The 14625-nt window shown below is 68.3% G+C and carries 12 protein-coding genes; 2 read left to right on the top strand and 10 right to left on the bottom strand.

The features are described 5' to 3' along the window. Window positions 1-176: 176 nt before the first annotated feature. Together U4012_RS26065 and U4012_RS26060 are read right to left on the bottom strand one after the other, a co-directional pair. Window positions 177-404 carry a sulfurtransferase TusA family protein gene (locus tag U4012_RS26065; protein ID WP_006753156.1) on the bottom strand — a complete coding sequence of 76 codons (228 nt, stop codon included), beginning with the start codon at window positions 402-404 and terminating at the stop codon, window positions 177-179. A gap of 162 nt (window positions 405-566) precedes the next feature. Next, the gene (locus U4012_RS26060) at window positions 567-1502 is read right to left on the bottom strand and encodes a LysR family transcriptional regulator (RefSeq protein ID WP_321802157.1); all 936 of its coding nucleotides are present in this window, start codon (window positions 1500-1502) and stop codon (window positions 567-569) included. 116 nt (window positions 1503-1618) lie between these two features. Between U4012_RS26060 and U4012_RS26055 the strand changes: the two genes are divergently transcribed. Beyond that, window positions 1619-3139, top strand: a complete 1521-nt coding sequence (locus U4012_RS26055) for a CoA-acylating methylmalonate-semialdehyde dehydrogenase (protein WP_321802156.1) — start codon at window positions 1619-1621, stop codon at window positions 3137-3139. Between the two features lie 73 nt (window positions 3140-3212). Here the strand turns inward: U4012_RS26055 and U4012_RS26050 are convergent, their stop codons facing one another. The 8 genes from U4012_RS26050 to U4012_RS26015 form a co-directional block, all read right to left on the bottom strand. After that, window positions 3213-4097 carry a MurR/RpiR family transcriptional regulator gene (locus U4012_RS26050; RefSeq protein ID WP_321802155.1) on the bottom strand — a complete coding sequence of 295 codons (885 nt, stop codon included), beginning with the start codon at window positions 4095-4097 and terminating at the stop codon, window positions 3213-3215. Window positions 4098-4426: 329 nt separating this feature from the next. Continuing rightward, a complete protein-coding gene (locus tag U4012_RS26045; RefSeq protein WP_321802154.1) occupies window positions 4427-5599 on the bottom strand; it encodes a Gfo/Idh/MocA family oxidoreductase in 1173 nt (390 codons plus the stop codon). 66 nt (window positions 5600-5665) lie between these two features. Next, the gene (locus tag U4012_RS26040; protein ID WP_044846137.1) at window positions 5666-6592 is read right to left on the bottom strand and encodes a TIM barrel protein; all 927 of its coding nucleotides are present in this window, start codon (window positions 6590-6592) and stop codon (window positions 5666-5668) included. An 85-nt stretch (window positions 6593-6677) separates the two neighbouring features. Continuing rightward, window positions 6678-7691 carry a Gfo/Idh/MocA family oxidoreductase gene (locus tag U4012_RS26035; protein ID WP_321802153.1) on the bottom strand — a complete coding sequence of 338 codons (1014 nt, stop codon included), beginning with the start codon at window positions 7689-7691 and terminating at the stop codon, window positions 6678-6680. 74 nt (window positions 7692-7765) lie between these two features. After that, window positions 7766-8680, bottom strand: a complete 915-nt coding sequence (locus tag U4012_RS26030) for a sugar phosphate isomerase/epimerase (RefSeq protein ID WP_321802152.1) — start codon at window positions 8678-8680, stop codon at window positions 7766-7768. A gap of 37 nt (window positions 8681-8717) precedes the next feature. Then, on the bottom strand, window positions 8718-9743 hold the full coding sequence (locus tag U4012_RS26025; RefSeq protein ID WP_014722872.1) for an ABC transporter permease: 1026 nt from the start codon (window positions 9741-9743) through the stop codon (window positions 8718-8720). Window positions 9744-9770: 27 nt separating this feature from the next. Next, window positions 9771-11345 (bottom strand): sugar ABC transporter ATP-binding protein, encoded by a 1575-nt coding sequence (locus U4012_RS26020; RefSeq protein ID WP_044846094.1) that lies wholly within the window; start codon window positions 11343-11345, stop codon window positions 9771-9773. Window positions 11346-11413: 68 nt separating this feature from the next. After that, a complete protein-coding gene (locus U4012_RS26015) occupies window positions 11414-12340 on the bottom strand; it encodes a sugar ABC transporter substrate-binding protein (RefSeq protein ID WP_044846095.1) in 927 nt (308 codons plus the stop codon). 317 nt (window positions 12341-12657) lie between these two features. On the opposite strand from U4012_RS26015, the gene U4012_RS26010 reads away from it, so the two are divergent. Further along, window positions 12658-14616 carry a bifunctional 5-dehydro-2-deoxygluconokinase/5-dehydro-2-deoxyphosphogluconate aldolase gene (locus U4012_RS26010; protein WP_124893746.1) on the top strand — a complete coding sequence of 653 codons (1959 nt, stop codon included), beginning with the start codon at window positions 12658-12660 and terminating at the stop codon, window positions 14614-14616. The last annotated feature ends 9 nt before the right edge of the window (window positions 14617-14625 follow it).

Below are 14625 nucleotides of genomic sequence, written 5' to 3'. Positions count from 1 at the left end.
TACGCAGCCGGTCGTGCGGCGAGGTTTAAGAATTGTCAGAGGCGTCAGGCGAGCGTTTCCCATGGAACAGGCGCTGGGCGAGGGTCTGTGCTGGCGCTCGTGTCGAGCCGTTGGCGCGGCGGACCGCAGCGGGCGGTGCGCGAGCGGGCGCCGCAACGGGCGCGTGATGCGGGCCGTCAGCGGCGGCGCATCAGGAACACGAAGGTCTTGTCCTGGGTCGTCACTTCGACGATCTCGTTGCCCGTCTGCTTCGCGAACGCGGCGAAATCGCGCTGCGAACCCGGATCGGTCGCGAGCACCTTGAGGATCTGCCCGCTCTCCATATCGGCGAGCGCTTTCTTGGCGCGCAGGATCGGCAACGGGCAATTGAGCCCGCGCGCGTCCACTTCCTTGTGAATCTGCATCGGCTGTCGACCTTCGAATGACGCGCCACACGGGCGCGGGAGGAAGCGGCGATTTTACCGCAGCGCGGCCGCCCCTGCCCGCGCGGCCCGGGCCCGGCCGCGCGACGCGGCGCGCCCGCGCTCGGCACGCGCTCGTCATGCCAAGCGCCCGCCGAGTGCCCGTCAGGCGCCCGTGAACCCGCCCGCGAGCCGCTCGCGCAGGTGCCGCACGAGCGCACGCACCGCGCTCGGCACGACCGGGCTGTACGGCCGCAGCGCGAAGATGTGGTCGCCGAACGCACCCGACGGCCGCCAGCCGTCCAGCAGCGCGACGAGCCGGCCGGCATCGAGATCGCGCTGCGCGCTGAAATCCGGCAGCAGCGCGATGCCGAGCCCGCCGAGCGCGGCCTCGCGCATCGCCTCGCTGTTGTTGGCCGCGAAGCTGCCGCGCACCGGCACGCTCACGCGCTGGCGCCGCCGGCCGTCCGGCTCGAAGCTCCAGGCGGCCGGTTCGTTGTCGCGCAGGTAGCACAGGCAGCTGTGGTCGACGAGTTCGCTCGGGTGGCGCGGCGCACCGCGCGCGTCGAGGTAGTCGCGGCTCGCGACCAGCAGCGAACGCGTGTCGCACAGCTTCCACGCGACGTGGGTTTGCGGCGCGGTCGTCGTATGGCGGATCGCGAGGTCGAAGCCCTCCTGCGTCAGCGAATGCAGCCGGTCGGACAGGTCGAGTTCGATGTGCACGCCCGGGTGCTGCCGCAGGAAATCGGGCAGGTGCGGCACGACCTGCTGGCGCCCGAGCGCGACCGGCGCCGTCACCCGCAGCAGCCCGCGCGGCTCGCCGGCGAGGTCCTTCACGCGCGCGAAGTGCTGGCCGATCGATTCGAACGCGTCGCGCGTGCTGTCGACCAGCGTCTGCCCGGCGTCGGTGAGCCGCACGCTGCGCGTCGTGCGCCGCACGAGCGGCACGCCGGCCGCCTTCTCGAGATCGGCGATGCGCTGGCTCATCGCGGCCTTGCTGATGCCGAGCCGCTGCGCGGCGGCCGTGAAACTGCCGGCCGCGGCCAGCACCGTCAGCGAGTGGATATGCGGCCAGAGCGCCTGGACATTTTGCTGATTCATCCGCCGATTATTCAGAATTCTGAACAGTGAATCAAGCTGCGCGGCCTTCTCCCGCCCCGCCGCTTTGCCTAGACTAGGTTCCGTCCACTCCCCATTCCCATGCCCAGGAGACACGCATGACCACGGTTCCCGCCTATACGTCCGACGCCGACGTCGGCCACTACATCGACGGCGCACCCGTCGCCGGCCGCAGCGGCCGCTTCCAGGACGTCTTCAATCCGGCGCTCGGCCGCGCGGTGCGCCGCGTCGCGCTCGCCGGCGACGACGAAGTGCAGCGCGCCGTCGCGTCCGCCCGTGCGGCGTTCCCGGCCTGGGCCGACACGCCGCCGATCCGCCGCGCCCGCGTGCTGCACCGCTTCCTGCAGTTGATGAACGAACACCGCGACACGCTGGCCGCCATCATCACGGCCGAGCACGGCAAGGTGTTCTCGGATGCGCAGGGCGAAGTCGCGCGCGGCATCGACATCATCGAATTCGCATGCGGCGTGCCGCAACTGCTGAAGGGCGACTTCACCGACCAGGTCAGCACCGGCATCGACAACTGGACGATGCGCCAGCCGCTCGGCGTCGTCGCGGGTATCACGCCGTTCAACTTCCCGTGCATGGTGCCGTGCTGGATGTTCCCGGTCGCGCTCGCGACGGGCAACACGTTCGTGCTGAAGCCGAGCGAACGCGACCCGTCGGCGGCGCTGTTCATCGCCGACCTGCTCACGCAGGCGGGCCTGCCCGCCGGCGTGTTCAACGTCGTGCAGGGCGACAAGGGCGCGGTCGACGCGCTCCTCGACCACCCGGACGTGCAGGCCGTCAGCTTCGTCGGCTCGACGCCGATCGCGGCCTACGTGCAGCAGCGCGCGGTGCAGTCGGGCAAGCGCGTACAGGCGCTCGGCGGCGCGAAGAACCATCTCGTCGTGATGCCGGACGCGAACATCGAGCAGGCGGTCGACGCGCTGATCGGCGCCGCGTACGGCTCGGCCGGCGAGCGCTGCATGGCGATCAGCATCGCGGTGCTGGTCGGCGACGTGGCCGACAAGATCGTGCCGTTGGTGGCCGAGCGCGCGCGCAAGCTGGTGATCGGCGACGGGATGTCGCCGGAAGTCGAGATGGGACCGATCGTCACCGGCGACGCGCTCAAGCGCATCGAAGGTTATATCGGGCAAGGCGTCAGCGAAGGCGCGCAACTGGTGGTCGACGGCCGCGGGCTGCGCGTGCCGGGCCGCGAGGAAGGCTTCTTCACCGGCGGCACGCTGTTCGATCACGTGAGCCCCGACATGCGCATCTACAAGGAAGAGATCTTCGGGCCGGTGCTTGGCTGCGTGCGCGTGAAGGACTTCGGCGCAGCGGTCGACCTGATCAACGCACACGAATTCGGCAACGGCGTCGCATGCTTCACGAGCGACGGCGGCATCGCGCGCGAATTCGCGCGGCGCATCCAGGTCGGCATGGTCGGCATCAACGTGCCGATCCCGGTGCCGATGGCCTGGCACGGCTTCGGCGGCTGGAAGAAGAGCCTGTTCGGCGACATGCACGCGTACGGCGAGGAAGGCGTGCGCTTCTACACGCGCCAGAAGTCGGTGATGCAGCGCTGGGCGTCGAGCATCGGCAAGGGCGCCGAATTCGCGATGCCGACCGCGAAGTAAATGAGGGCGACGCGCCGCCCGGCGATGGAATGCGCGGGCGGCCGGCGAATCGAAGGCCGGCGTCAGCCGGCCTTCAGCCGGCCTGCGTGCCGTGTGCGCCGTCGGCGGTCGGCAGGTACGACAGCTCGAGCCGGTACGCGAGCGCGACGAACAGGCTCTGCGCGAGGCCCATCGTCGCGGTCAGCGCACGGAACCCGAACGTCTCGCTGTCCTGCACCATCAGCGTCACCTCGGCCTCCCGCGCGAGCGGGCTCATCCGGCTGTCGGTGATCGCGATCAGGCGCGCGCCGCGCTGCACGGCCTGCTGCGCGACCTGCACCGTCTCTTCCGCGTACGGCATGAACGAGATCACGATCATCACGTCGCCCTCGCGCACCGAGCGGATCTGGCCGAGATGCATGCTGCCGAGCGCGCTGAACAGGCCGATGCGCTTGTCGGTGTGCTGCAGCGCATAGTCGAGATACACGGCGATCGGAAACGCGCGGCGCGAGCCGGCGATCCAGATCGCCTGCGTGTCGGCGAGCAGGTCGACGGCCTGTGCGAGCGCGTGCGGGTCGAGCGTCTGCCGCAGCTGCTGCATGCCGGCAATGCTGCCCTTGATGAATTCGTCGGCGATCTGCTCGGGCTGCAGGCTCGACTCGCCCGATTCGATCACGTCGCGCAGCCGCAGGTTGTACGCGCGGCCCGGCGCGATCTGCTGGGCCAGCCCCTCGCGGAACAGCCGCTGCATCTCGGAGAAACCCGAAAAGCCGAAATGCTTCGCGAACCGGACGACGGCCGACGGCTGCACGCCGCACGCCTCCGCGAGCGACTGGATGCCTTCCAGGCCCAGCTGGTCCCGATGCGTTTCCACGTGACGCGCAATCACCTTCAGGCGATTGCTGAGGCCGTCGTACTCCTGCGTCAGATGCTGCAGGAACGCCTCGACGGTGGCGGGTGGTTTCTCGGATGAACTCATCGGATAGCGCGAAGTTGACGGCCCCGATCCGCGCGCCGCCTGCGCGTGCGCCCGGGACTCACCTATGGACATGCATGAAGGGCGAATTTAATCACGTTTGCGGCACGGCCCGCGCCGCACGCTCGCTCCCACGCGCTCGATCATCACCTGCACACGCTCCACGGCCGGAATGGAAACGATTTTCCAACGCCGTCGCCGAGCCGTAAAGATTAGGGCGTCTACCGACGCCGATGCGAACGGCGACGCCGAGGGTCGCCGGCAACCGCCCTGGGCCGCCGGCCGACGCCGCGCATCGGCCGCCGCTTGCTCACCGCTTGCTCACCGCTTGCTCACCGATAGTCGACCCATACGCCGCCCGCATCGGCGGACCGCACGCAGTTCTCGACCCACCGCACGCCTTCGACGCCCGCATGGACATCCGGAAAGCGGATGCTCTTCAACGCCTGCGCGTCGCCGCGATCGGCCGCGTCCATCGCGAGCGCGAAGCGTGCGTACAGATTCGACCACGCTTCGAACAGCCCTTCCGGATGCCCGGCGCCGATGCGGTCTTCGCGCAATGCGTGCGGATGCAGATAACCCATCCCGCGATCGAACACCTGCGCGGGCTGCCCCTGGATCTCGTAGCGCAACTGGTTCGGATGTTCGTCCCACCATTCGACGCTCGCCTTCGAGCCGATCACGCGCACCTTCTGCCCGTGCATCGAGCCCGCGTTCACCGCACTCGACCACACGTAGCCGATCGCGCCCGTGTCGTACTCCATGATCGTGAACGCGTTGTCCTCGAGCGGCGCGCGACTCTTCACGAAGCTCTGCCGCGAGCACATCAGCCGTTTGATCCGCAGCTCCGGCGCCATCACTTCGGAGATGTACAGCGGATGCGTGCCGATGTCGCCGAGCACGTAGCTCGGCCCCGCGAACTTCGGGTCGACGCGCCAGCGCGCGGCGGCGCTCGCGGCTTCGACGCCCTCGCTGTGAAAGCCGTGCGCGAACTGCATCTGCACGATGCGGATCTCGCCGAGATCGCCGCGCGCGATCATTTCGCGCGCCTGCTCGATCATCTGGTGTCCGGAATAGCCGTACGCGACGCCGACGATGCGGTTCTTCTCGACCGACAGCCGCTGCAGCGCCTCGGCCTCCTCGGTCGTGAAGCACAGCGGCTTTTCGCACACGACGTGCAGCCCCGCGTTCAGCGCCGCGCGGCAAATTTCGAAGTGCGTGTTGTTCGGCGTCGCGATCGACACCGCGCGGATGCCGTCGGCACGCTTCGCCTCGGCGTCGAACATCGTCCGGTAGTCGGGATAGCAGCGCCCGGCGTCGACGCCGAGCTTCACGCCGAATTGCCGCCCGCGTTCGGCATCGATGTCGAATGCGCCGGCAACGAGCTGGAAGCTGCCGTCTCGCAATGCGGCCGACCGGTGGCTGTAGCCGATCTGGCTGCCGAGCCCGCCGCCGACCATGCCCCAGGGAATCGAGTGTCCGAGCAGAATCTGTCCGTCGATCATGATTGTCGTGTTCCTGTCCGTGTTCAGGTGTTCAAAGTGTGTGCAGAGGGTCGGGCCGACGGCCGATTACGCGAACCCGGCCGATGCGAGAAACTCGCGGCTCGCCGCGACGTCGCGCAGGCTCGTGCCGGCATTGCGCGGATCGCGCTCCTGTTCGATCGTGATGGTTCCCGCATAGCCGATGTCGTCGAGCGCGCGACGGATCGCGCGGTAGTCGAGCACGCCGGTGCCGATCGGGCACATCACGCCACGCGCGCACGCCGCGAAGAAGGCGATGTGTTCGCCCATCACCGCGTCGTACACGGCCGCGTCGATATCCTTGAAATGCACGTAGTCGAGCCGCGCCGCGTGACGGCGCAGCCACGTCTCGGGATCCATCCCCGAGTAGTAAAGGTGGCCGGTGTCGAGACAGAGGCCCGCCGTATCGGCCGCGACGTCGGCGACGATCCGGTCGATCTCGTCCGCGAACTCGATGTAGCCGCCCGCATGCGGATGGATCACCGCGCGCACGCCGAATTCGTCGCGCGCGATCGTCGCGATTTCGCGAATGTGGTCGACCATGCGCGCCCAGCGTTCGGCGGACAGGCGCGGCGCGCGATCGGCGTGGCCGGCCGCATAGTCGCGTTCGTCGTGCCCCCAGTCCATCACGACCAGATACGGCGCCGCATGGCGCTGGCCCGGCTGCGTCGGCAGCTTCGGCAAGCGCGTGATCAGCGCGCAGATCTCGCGCGTCTGGCGCAGCAGGTTCGGCAGGTTCTCGGGCGACACCAGGTCGTCGAAGATCGTGCCGGCGGTGATGCTCAAACGCTGCCGCTCGAGCTCCGCGCTCACCACGTCGAGCTCGAGCGGGATGTAGCCGTACGGGCCGAGCTCGATGCCCGAATAGCCGGCCTGTGCGGCCTCGGCGAGCACTTGCCGCCACGGCGGCAGGTGCGGGTTCTTCACGTCGTCGACGCCCCAGCAGCAGGGCGCGCAGCCAATCTTCATCGTCATGTTGGTCAGTCCCGCAGGAAAGCGGCGCGCGGCCGCGAGCATGGCCGCGTGGACACGCGGCCCGGTGTCGGCGTGTTCAGCCAGTTCAGCCGCGATAGAACGCCGGGCGTTCGGCCATCGCGATCGGCTCGACCGCCCCGCTCTGCTGCGCGCGCACGCACGCATCGGCCGCGACCGCCGCCGCATAGCCGTCCCATGCGGACGGCCCGGTCAGCGCACCCTGCCGCACGCCGTCGATGAACGCCTGCAGCTCGACGTCGTACGACGCGATGAAGCGCTCCTTCCAGTCGGTCATGATCTCGACCGACTGCCGCGCCGCGTGCTTGAGCCCGACCGCGGGCGGGTCGGGCAGCTTCGCGATGCCGTTCTCGCCGACCACCTCGCACTGGATGTCGTAGCCGTATTGGCAGTTCACGAAGATCTCGACGTCGATGCGCACGCCGCTCGCGGTTTCGAGCAGCACGATCTGCGGATCGGCGAGATGCGCGGACGCATGGCGCGTCTTCTTCGGATAGACGACCTGCGCGGTCGCATAGTCCTCGCCGAGCAGCCAGCGCAGCACGTCGAGCTCGTGGATCAGCGTGTCGGTGATCGCCATGTCGGTCGTATAGCGCTCGCCGACCGACTGGTTGCGGTGCGCGCAATGCAGCATCAGCGGCGCGCCGATCTCGCCGCCGTCGATCACGCGCTTGAGCGCGCGATAGCCTTCGTCGTACGGACGCATGAAGCCGACCTGCACGAGCCGGCGGCCGTGCGCGACCTCGGCTTCGACGATCCGCAAGCAGCCGTCGGCCGTGACGGCCAGCGGTTTCTCGCAGAACACCGGCTTGCCGTGCGCGATCGCGTCGAGCACGAACGCTTCGTGCGTCGGCCCCCACGACGTGACGAGCACGGCCTGTACGTCGGCAGCCGCGACCACTTCGTGGCCGTCGCCGTAGATTTCCGCGTCGAGTCCGTACTTCGTCACCGCATCGCGCGCCTGCTGCGGATCGATGTCGTTGACGGCCACCACGCGCGCGCCGGACAGCGTGCGCGTGAGCCTGCGGATATGGTCCTGGCCGATCGCGCCGCAGCCGATCACGCCGATTTGCAAGGTCATCCGGATATCTCCAGTCTCTGGTTCAACGACGGCGCGGCCCGTGCCGCGCCGGTCGGCAATGGTTCCAAAACGGGTCAGCGCGCGGCTGCCCGTTCGAAATGGCGTTCGACGTAGCGCTGGATCGTGTCGCGCATATAGCGCGACGACGCTTCCGCGCGGTCCTCCCACGCGAACACGCACGACGACATCACACCGTCGAAGCCGGCGCTGCCGAGTGCGCGGAAAAACACGTCCCAGTCGATCTCGCCCTGCCCGATGTCGAGATGCTGGTGCACGCGGATCTGGTTCGAGCCCGGCGGGTTCACGATGTAGCGCAGCTGGCTGCTCTTGCGGTGGTCGAACGTGTCGGCCACGCGCACGTGTGCGAGGATCGGCGCGGCGGCCGCGATCATCGCGGCCATGTCGTCGCCGTAATAGAACGTGTGCGGCGCGATGTACGACAGCTTCAGCGACGGCGAACCGATGTTCGTGACGATGTCGATCGCCGGCTGCAGCTGCTCGATCCAGTCTTCCGGATGCGGCTCGACCGACAGCACGATGCGTTCGCGCTCGAGGATCGGCAGCAGCTCGTCCATCGAACGGAACCACGCGGCTTCGCACAGCTCCTTCGGATTCGCGCCCGGCCGTTCGCCGACCGAGCGCTCCGGCGACGCGCCGCGCCCGAATTCGGAGACCATCAGCGGGCATTCCATCTCGAGCGTGACCTCGATCGCCTTCTTCCAGCAGCGCACCGCCCACTGCCGCTCGTCATCGAACGGGCTGGCCCAGCGGTACATCGGCTGCAGCGACGCAAGGCCCACGCCGCTCGCGCGCAACGCTTGCCGGAACGCGGCCATGCGCTCGCGCGTCGCGCGCGGCATCACCCACCAGTCGAGAAAGTCGCTGCGCGGCGACAGCTCGATCTGGTCGTAGCCGAGCTCGGCCACCGCATGCGGCAGCCGGTCGAGCGGCAGGTGGCGAATCATGTAGGGATCCAAAGCGATCTTCATTTTCTTCCCGATCGGTTGTGTGTTCGATCTCGGCCGGTCAGCGGCGCGACTTCTTGTTGCGATACTGGTCGGCGATCACGGCCGCGACGATGATCGCGCCCTTGACCATCTCCTGGTAGTACGCGTCGATCCGGATGAACGTGAAGCCCGACGTCATCACGCCGAGGATCAGCACGCCGATCACGGTGCCCGTCACGCGCCCGAGGCCGCCCGACAGCGATGTGCCGCCGATCACGACGGCCGCGATCGCGTCGAGCTCGTACATCACGCCCATGCCCGACTGGCCGGAGATCGCGCGCGCGGCCGTCACGGTGCCGGCGATCCCGCTCAGGAGGCCCGCGATCGCATAGACGAACACCAGGTGGCGCGTCACGTTGATGCCCGACACGACGGCCGCGTGGCGATTCGCGCCGATCGCATACGTGTACTTGCCGAAGCGCGTGTAGCGCAGCACGACGTGGAAGATCGCGGCCACCACGACGAAGATGATCACCGGGTTCGCGCCCGCGCCGATCGCCGCGAACTGGTCGGTCAGCATCGACACCGGCATCCCGTTGGTGAACCACTTCGCGAAGCCGCGCGCGGCGACCATCGTGCCGAGCGTCGCGATGAACGGCGGGATGCCCGTCAGCGCGATCAGCGAGCCGTTGAGCAGGCCGACCAGCAGCCCGACGCACACGCCGGCCAGCACCGGCCAGATGATCGGCAGGTCGGTCAGGTGCGGGAACACCGCGCGCGGAAAATCGGACACCTGCGCGAGGCTGGCCGACACGACCGCCGCCGCCGCGACGACCGACCCCGACGACAGGTCGATCCCGCTCGTGATGATCACGAGGTTCACGCCGACCGCGATGATGCCGATCACGGCCATCTGCAGCACGATGATCTCGAGCCGCTCCGCGTTGAACAGGAAGCTCTGCCCGACGACGAGCCAGCCGATCACCTCGAAGAACAGGCTGATGCCCACCAGCACCAGGAAGATGCTCAGTTCGGGCGGCCACTTCGCGTGCCGCGTCTTGATCGTCATGGACTGCGCGTCCGCGACCGGATTCAGGTTGCCCATTTCAGTTGTCTCCATGCTTGTTGCGGCTCAGCGCGAGGCCAGGTCCATGATGCGGACCTGGTCGGCGTCCTTGCGTTCGACGATGCCGGTCATCCGGCCTTCGTGCATCACCATCACGCGATCGCTCATGCCGAGCACCTCCGGCATCTCCGACGAGATCATCAGCACCGCGACGCCCTTGCCGGCGAGCGCGCTGACGAGCCGGTGGATCTCGGCCTTCGCGCCGACGTCGATCCCGCGGGTCGGCTCGTCGAGGATCAGGATGCGCGGTTGCGTGAGCAACCATCGGCCGATCAGCACCTTCTGCTGGTTGCCGCCCGACAGGTTCTGGATTTCCTCGTGCAGCCCGGGCGTCTTCACGCGCAGCATCCGGCTCATTTCCTCGCAGTCGCGTTTCAACTGCGCCTGCCGCACGAAATTGAACTTCACGTAGCGGTTGCTGAGCACCGCCGCTTCCATGTTCGCGAGCAGGTCGAGATTCAGGAAGCAGCCGGTGTCCTTGCGGTCCTCGGTGAGGAACGCCATCCCGTGCTTCATCGCCTGCGCGGGCGTGGCGATGCGCACCGGCTTGCCGTCGATCAGGATCTCGCCGGAGGTGGCCGGCACGACGCCGAACAGCGCCTCCGCGACGTTCGAGCGCCCCGAGCCGACGAGGCCCGCGACGCCGAGGATCTCGCCCGCGCGCAGCTCGAAGCTGACGTCGCGGAACACCCCGTCGACGCCGAGGTTCTTCACGGCCAGCACGACGTCGCCGATCGGCACCTCTTCCTTCGGGAACATCTGCGTGATCTCGCGGCCGACCATCATGCGGATGATGTCGTCGCGCGTGACGTCGCTCGACGCGTGCGTGCCGATGTACTTGCCGTCGCGGAACACCGAGAACTCGTCGGCGATCTCGAACAGCTCGTTCATCTTGTGCGTGATGTAGACGATGCCCTTGCCCTGCTCGCGCAGCTGGCGAATGATGCGGAACAGGTGCGTGACCTCCTTGTCGGTCAGCGCGGAAGTCGGCTCGTCCATGATCAGCACGTCGGAGTCGAACGACACGGCCTTCGCGATCTCGACCATCTGGCGGCTCGCGACCGTCAGCGTGCGCACGTCGGCTTCCGGGTCGATGTCGATCGACAGCCGCTCGAACAGCGCGGCGGTGCGGCGGCGCAGCTCGGCGTGATCGATCAGGCCGAAGCGGTTCTTCGGTTCGCGGCGGATCCAGATGTTCTCCGCGACCGTCATGTACGGCATCAGGTTGAGTTCCTGGTGGATCATCGCGATCCCGCGATCGAGCGCGTCGAGCGGGCCGTTCAGCACGACGGGCTCGCCGTTGATCAGGATCTCGCCCTGGTCGGGCGTGTAGACGCCGGCGATGATCTTCATCAGCGTCGACTTGCCGGCGCCGTTCTCGCCCATCAGCGCATGCACGGTGCCGCGCCGCACGCGGAACTGCACGCCGTCGAGCGCGACGACGCCGGGAAACGACTTGCCGACGCCGCGCACCTCGAGCACGCAGTCGGCGGCGGGCACACCGGACGAACCCGGTGCGGCGGACGAGGCGGCCGGCGCGCTTTCGCTCGCCATCGAGCGCGCCATCCTGGCTGTAAACATGGACGTTCCTCGAAAGTCACACGCGAACCCGGACACGCCGGGCCCGCGCAGTTCAGCGGAAAAACCGGTCAGTGCTTCGCGTACTGGTTCATGTTCTCCGGCGTGACGAGTTCGAACGGGACGTTCACGAAGCGCTCGACGGGCTGCTTCTTCGCCAGCTTGAGCGCGGCCGCGACGGCCTGCGCGCCCTGCCCGGCCGCGTTCTGGTACACCGACACCTTCAGCTCGCCGCTCTTCATCGCCGCGAGCCCGTCCGGCGTCGCGTCGATGCCCGCGACGACCGTCTTCGGCGTCAGCTTGCGCGCGGCCTTCAGCGCGTTGATCGCGCCGATCGCCATTTCGTCGTTGTTCGACACGATCGCGTCGAACTTCGTCCCGGAGCTCAGCCAGTTCATCGTGATGTCCTGGCCCTGCGTGCGGCTCCACTTGCCTTCGCGCTTGTCGACGATCTTCATGCCGGCACAGTCCTTGGTCGCGATCACGTCCTCGATGTCCTTGGTGCGCGCGCGCGCCGACTCGTTGGACAGCTCGCCCATCAGCACCAGGATGTCGCCCTTGCCGCCGAGCAGCTTGCACACCTGGCGCGCCTGCAGCGTGCCCGACTGTTTCTCGTCGGAGGCGACCACCGCGACGCCGGCCGGCAGCTTGTCGAAATCGACCGGCTTGCGGTTCACGTAGACGAGCGGGATCTTCGCGGCGGTCACCATCTTGGTGATCTTCGGCGTCGCGTCGGTGTCGACCGCATTCACGATGATCGCGTCGACCTTCTGCGCGATCATGTTCTGGACCTGGCTCAACTGCTTGCCGACGTCGTTGCCGCCGTCCTCGATCTGCACGGTCGCGCCGTCCTTCTTCGCCGCATCGCCGATGCTGTTGCGCAGGATCGTCAGGAACGTGTCGTCGAACGATGCCATCGTCACGCCGATCTTCTCGGCATGCGCGAGCGGCATGGCCAGGATTGCGGCGGCCGCGGCGGCCATCAGCTTGGTCTTCATGATCACTCTGTCTCCTCATCTCCGGGGGCGGAAAAACGGCGCGTTGCGCGCCGCCGGGCCGAGTCCGATCGGATCCGATTCGGACTGAAGCATCCGGATGAAACTGTAGATCACTTCTTCGAAAATTTGGAAATTTATTTCTACGTGATTTCACCTAGGGAACTGGATTTCCAAAAAGTCTAGACTCCGTTCCGTAGCCCGATTCCTTGCGGCAAGCGTTCCCGTGTCGTGCCGCGCACGTGACGGACCACCGTCGCAGGATCGGTCCCTCAATCCGCCGGCAGGGTCGAACGCCGGCCGCGAGCGTGATACGTGATATGAGCCCGTTGAACTTTCCGACTGACCGCCCCATCGATCTCGCCTGCCTCGGCCGCGTCGCCGTGGACCTTTACGCGCAACAGTACGGCAGCCGCCTGGAGGACGCGCGCAGCTTCCAGATGTATCTCGGCGGCTCGTCGGGCAACGTCGCGTTCGGCGTCGCCCGGCTCGGGCTGAAGACCGCGATGATCTCGCGCGTCGGCGACGAGCAGATGGGCCGCTTCGTGCGCGAGACGCTCGAGCGCGAAGGCTGCGACACGAGCCAGCTGCAGACCGATCCGGAACGCCTGACCGCGCTCGTGCTGCTCGGGCTGAAGGATCGCGACACGTTCCCGCTGCTGTTCGTGCGCGAGAACTGCGCGGACATGGCCGTGCGCGCCGACGAGATCCGCGAGGACTTCATCGCCGGCTGCCGCGCGCTCGCGATCACCGGCACCCATCTTTCGACGCCGGGCACCCGCGAGGCGTCGCTGACCGCGCTCGGCTACGCGCGCCGCCACGGCGTCGTGCGGATCCTCGACATCGACTACCGGCCGGTGCTGTGGGGGCTGACCGCGCGCGGCGCGGGCGAGAACCGCTACGTGCCCGACGCGCAGGTCACGCGGCAACTGCAGCAGGTGCTCGGCGAGTTCGACCTGCTGGTCGGCACCGAGGAGGAATTCCTGATCGCGGGCGGCGTGCCGCACGACCTGATCGCGTCGCTGCAGGCCGTGCGCCGCGCGAGCGGCGCGGTGCTGGTGGTCAAGCGCGGCGCGCTCGGCTGCTGCGTGATCGAGGGCGACATCCCCGCGCGCATCGACGATGCGCCGACCTTCCACGGCGAACGCGTCGAAGTCCTGAACGTGCTGGGCGCGGGCGACGCGTTCCTGTCGGGCCTGCTGTCCGGGCTGCTGCGCGGGCACGGCTGGGCGCAAGCGACGCGCATCGCGAACGCGTGCGGCGCGATCGTCGTGTCGCGCCACGCGTGCTCGGCCGCGATGCCGACGCCGGCCGAGCTCGCGCACTGGTTCGGCGGCAGCCGCAATCCGCAGGTGGACGCCGATCGCGCGCTCGCGCACCTGCATCGCGTGACGGTGCCGCGCCGCGCATGGGACGACCTGTGCGTGATGGCGTTCGACCATCGCAGCCAGTTCTACGAACTCGCGGTGCAGGCCGGCGCGGACGAGGCGCGGATCAAGACGCTCAAGCGCCTGCTCGTGCGCGCGGCCGAACAGGTCGAGCGCGATCGCCGGATCGAAGGCCACGTCGGCGTGCTGATCGACGGCGGCGCATATGGCCGCGACGCGCTCGCATCGGCCACCGGCCGCGGCTGGTGGGTCGGCCGCCCGGTCGAGCTGCCCGGCTCGCGGCCGCTGTGCTTCGACGACACGCGCTCGGTCGGCTCGTCGCTCACGCACTGGCCGACCGAACAGGTCGTGAAGTGCCTGGTCCACTACCACCCCGACGACGACGTCGACCTGCGCGTCGCGCAGGAGCAGCGCGTGCTGGAGCTGTGGGAAGCCACGCGCGCGAGCGGCAACGAGCTGCTGCTGGAGATCATTCCGCCGCGCGCGGTCACGCCGCCCGGCACCGAGGACGACGCGGTGCTGCGCACGGTCGCGCGCTTCTACAACCTCGGCGTGATGCCGGAGTGGTGGAAGCTCGCGCCGATGAGCGCCGACGGCTGGGCGCGGCTCGAGACGCTGGTGGCCGAGCGCGACCCGCACTGCCGCGGCGCGGTGATCCTCGGGCTGAACCAGCCGTTGCAATATCTGGTCGACAGCTTCCGCTCGGCGACCAACCCGATCGTCAAGGGCTTCATGGTCGGCCGCACGCTGTGGGCCGACGCGTCGCTGCACTGGCTCGCCGGCCGGATCGACGACCAGGCGCTGATCGACGAAGTGGCCGGCAATTTCGCGCAGCTGGTCGACGCGTGGCTCGGCCGCCGTGCCGCCGCGCGCGCCGCGGCAGCCGCCTGATGCAGATGT

The organism is Burkholderia sp. BCC1988, from assembly GCF_905339895.1.
In the GTDB taxonomy this organism is placed as follows: Bacteria; Pseudomonadota; Gammaproteobacteria; order Burkholderiales; family Burkholderiaceae; genus Burkholderia.
This window is presented reverse-complemented; position numbering and strand designations above follow the sequence as displayed.

Coding starts and splice junctions, on each gene's coding strand:
- U4012_RS26065 (WP_006753156.1), bottom strand. CDS start 404: ATGCAGATTCACAAGGAAGTGGACGCGCGCGGGCTCAATTGCCCGTTG.
- U4012_RS26060 (WP_321802157.1), bottom strand. CDS start 1,502: ATGAATCAGCAAAATGTCCAGGCGCTCTGGCCGCATATCCACTCGCTG.
- U4012_RS26055 (WP_321802156.1), top strand. CDS start 1,619: ATGACCACGGTTCCCGCCTATACGTCCGACGCCGACGTCGGCCACTAC.
- U4012_RS26050 (WP_321802155.1), bottom strand. CDS start 4,097: ATGAGTTCATCCGAGAAACCACCCGCCACCGTCGAGGCGTTCCTGCAG.
- U4012_RS26045 (WP_321802154.1), bottom strand. CDS start 5,599: ATGATCGACGGACAGATTCTGCTCGGACACTCGATTCCCTGGGGCATG.
- U4012_RS26040 (WP_044846137.1), bottom strand. CDS start 6,592: ATGACGATGAAGATTGGCTGCGCGCCCTGCTGCTGGGGCGTCGACGAC.
- U4012_RS26035 (WP_321802153.1), bottom strand. CDS start 7,691: ATGACCTTGCAAATCGGCGTGATCGGCTGCGGCGCGATCGGCCAGGAC.
- U4012_RS26030 (WP_321802152.1), bottom strand. CDS start 8,680: ATGAAGATCGCTTTGGATCCCTACATGATTCGCCACCTGCCGCTCGAC.
- U4012_RS26025 (WP_014722872.1), bottom strand. CDS start 9,743: ATGGGCAACCTGAATCCGGTCGCGGACGCGCAGTCCATGACGATCAAG.
- U4012_RS26020 (WP_044846094.1), bottom strand. CDS start 11,345: ATGTTTACAGCCAGGATGGCGCGCTCGATGGCGAGCGAAAGCGCGCCG.
- U4012_RS26015 (WP_044846095.1), bottom strand. CDS start 12,340: ATGAAGACCAAGCTGATGGCCGCCGCGGCCGCCGCAATCCTGGCCATG.
- U4012_RS26010 (WP_124893746.1), top strand. CDS start 12,658: ATGAGCCCGTTGAACTTTCCGACTGACCGCCCCATCGATCTCGCCTGC.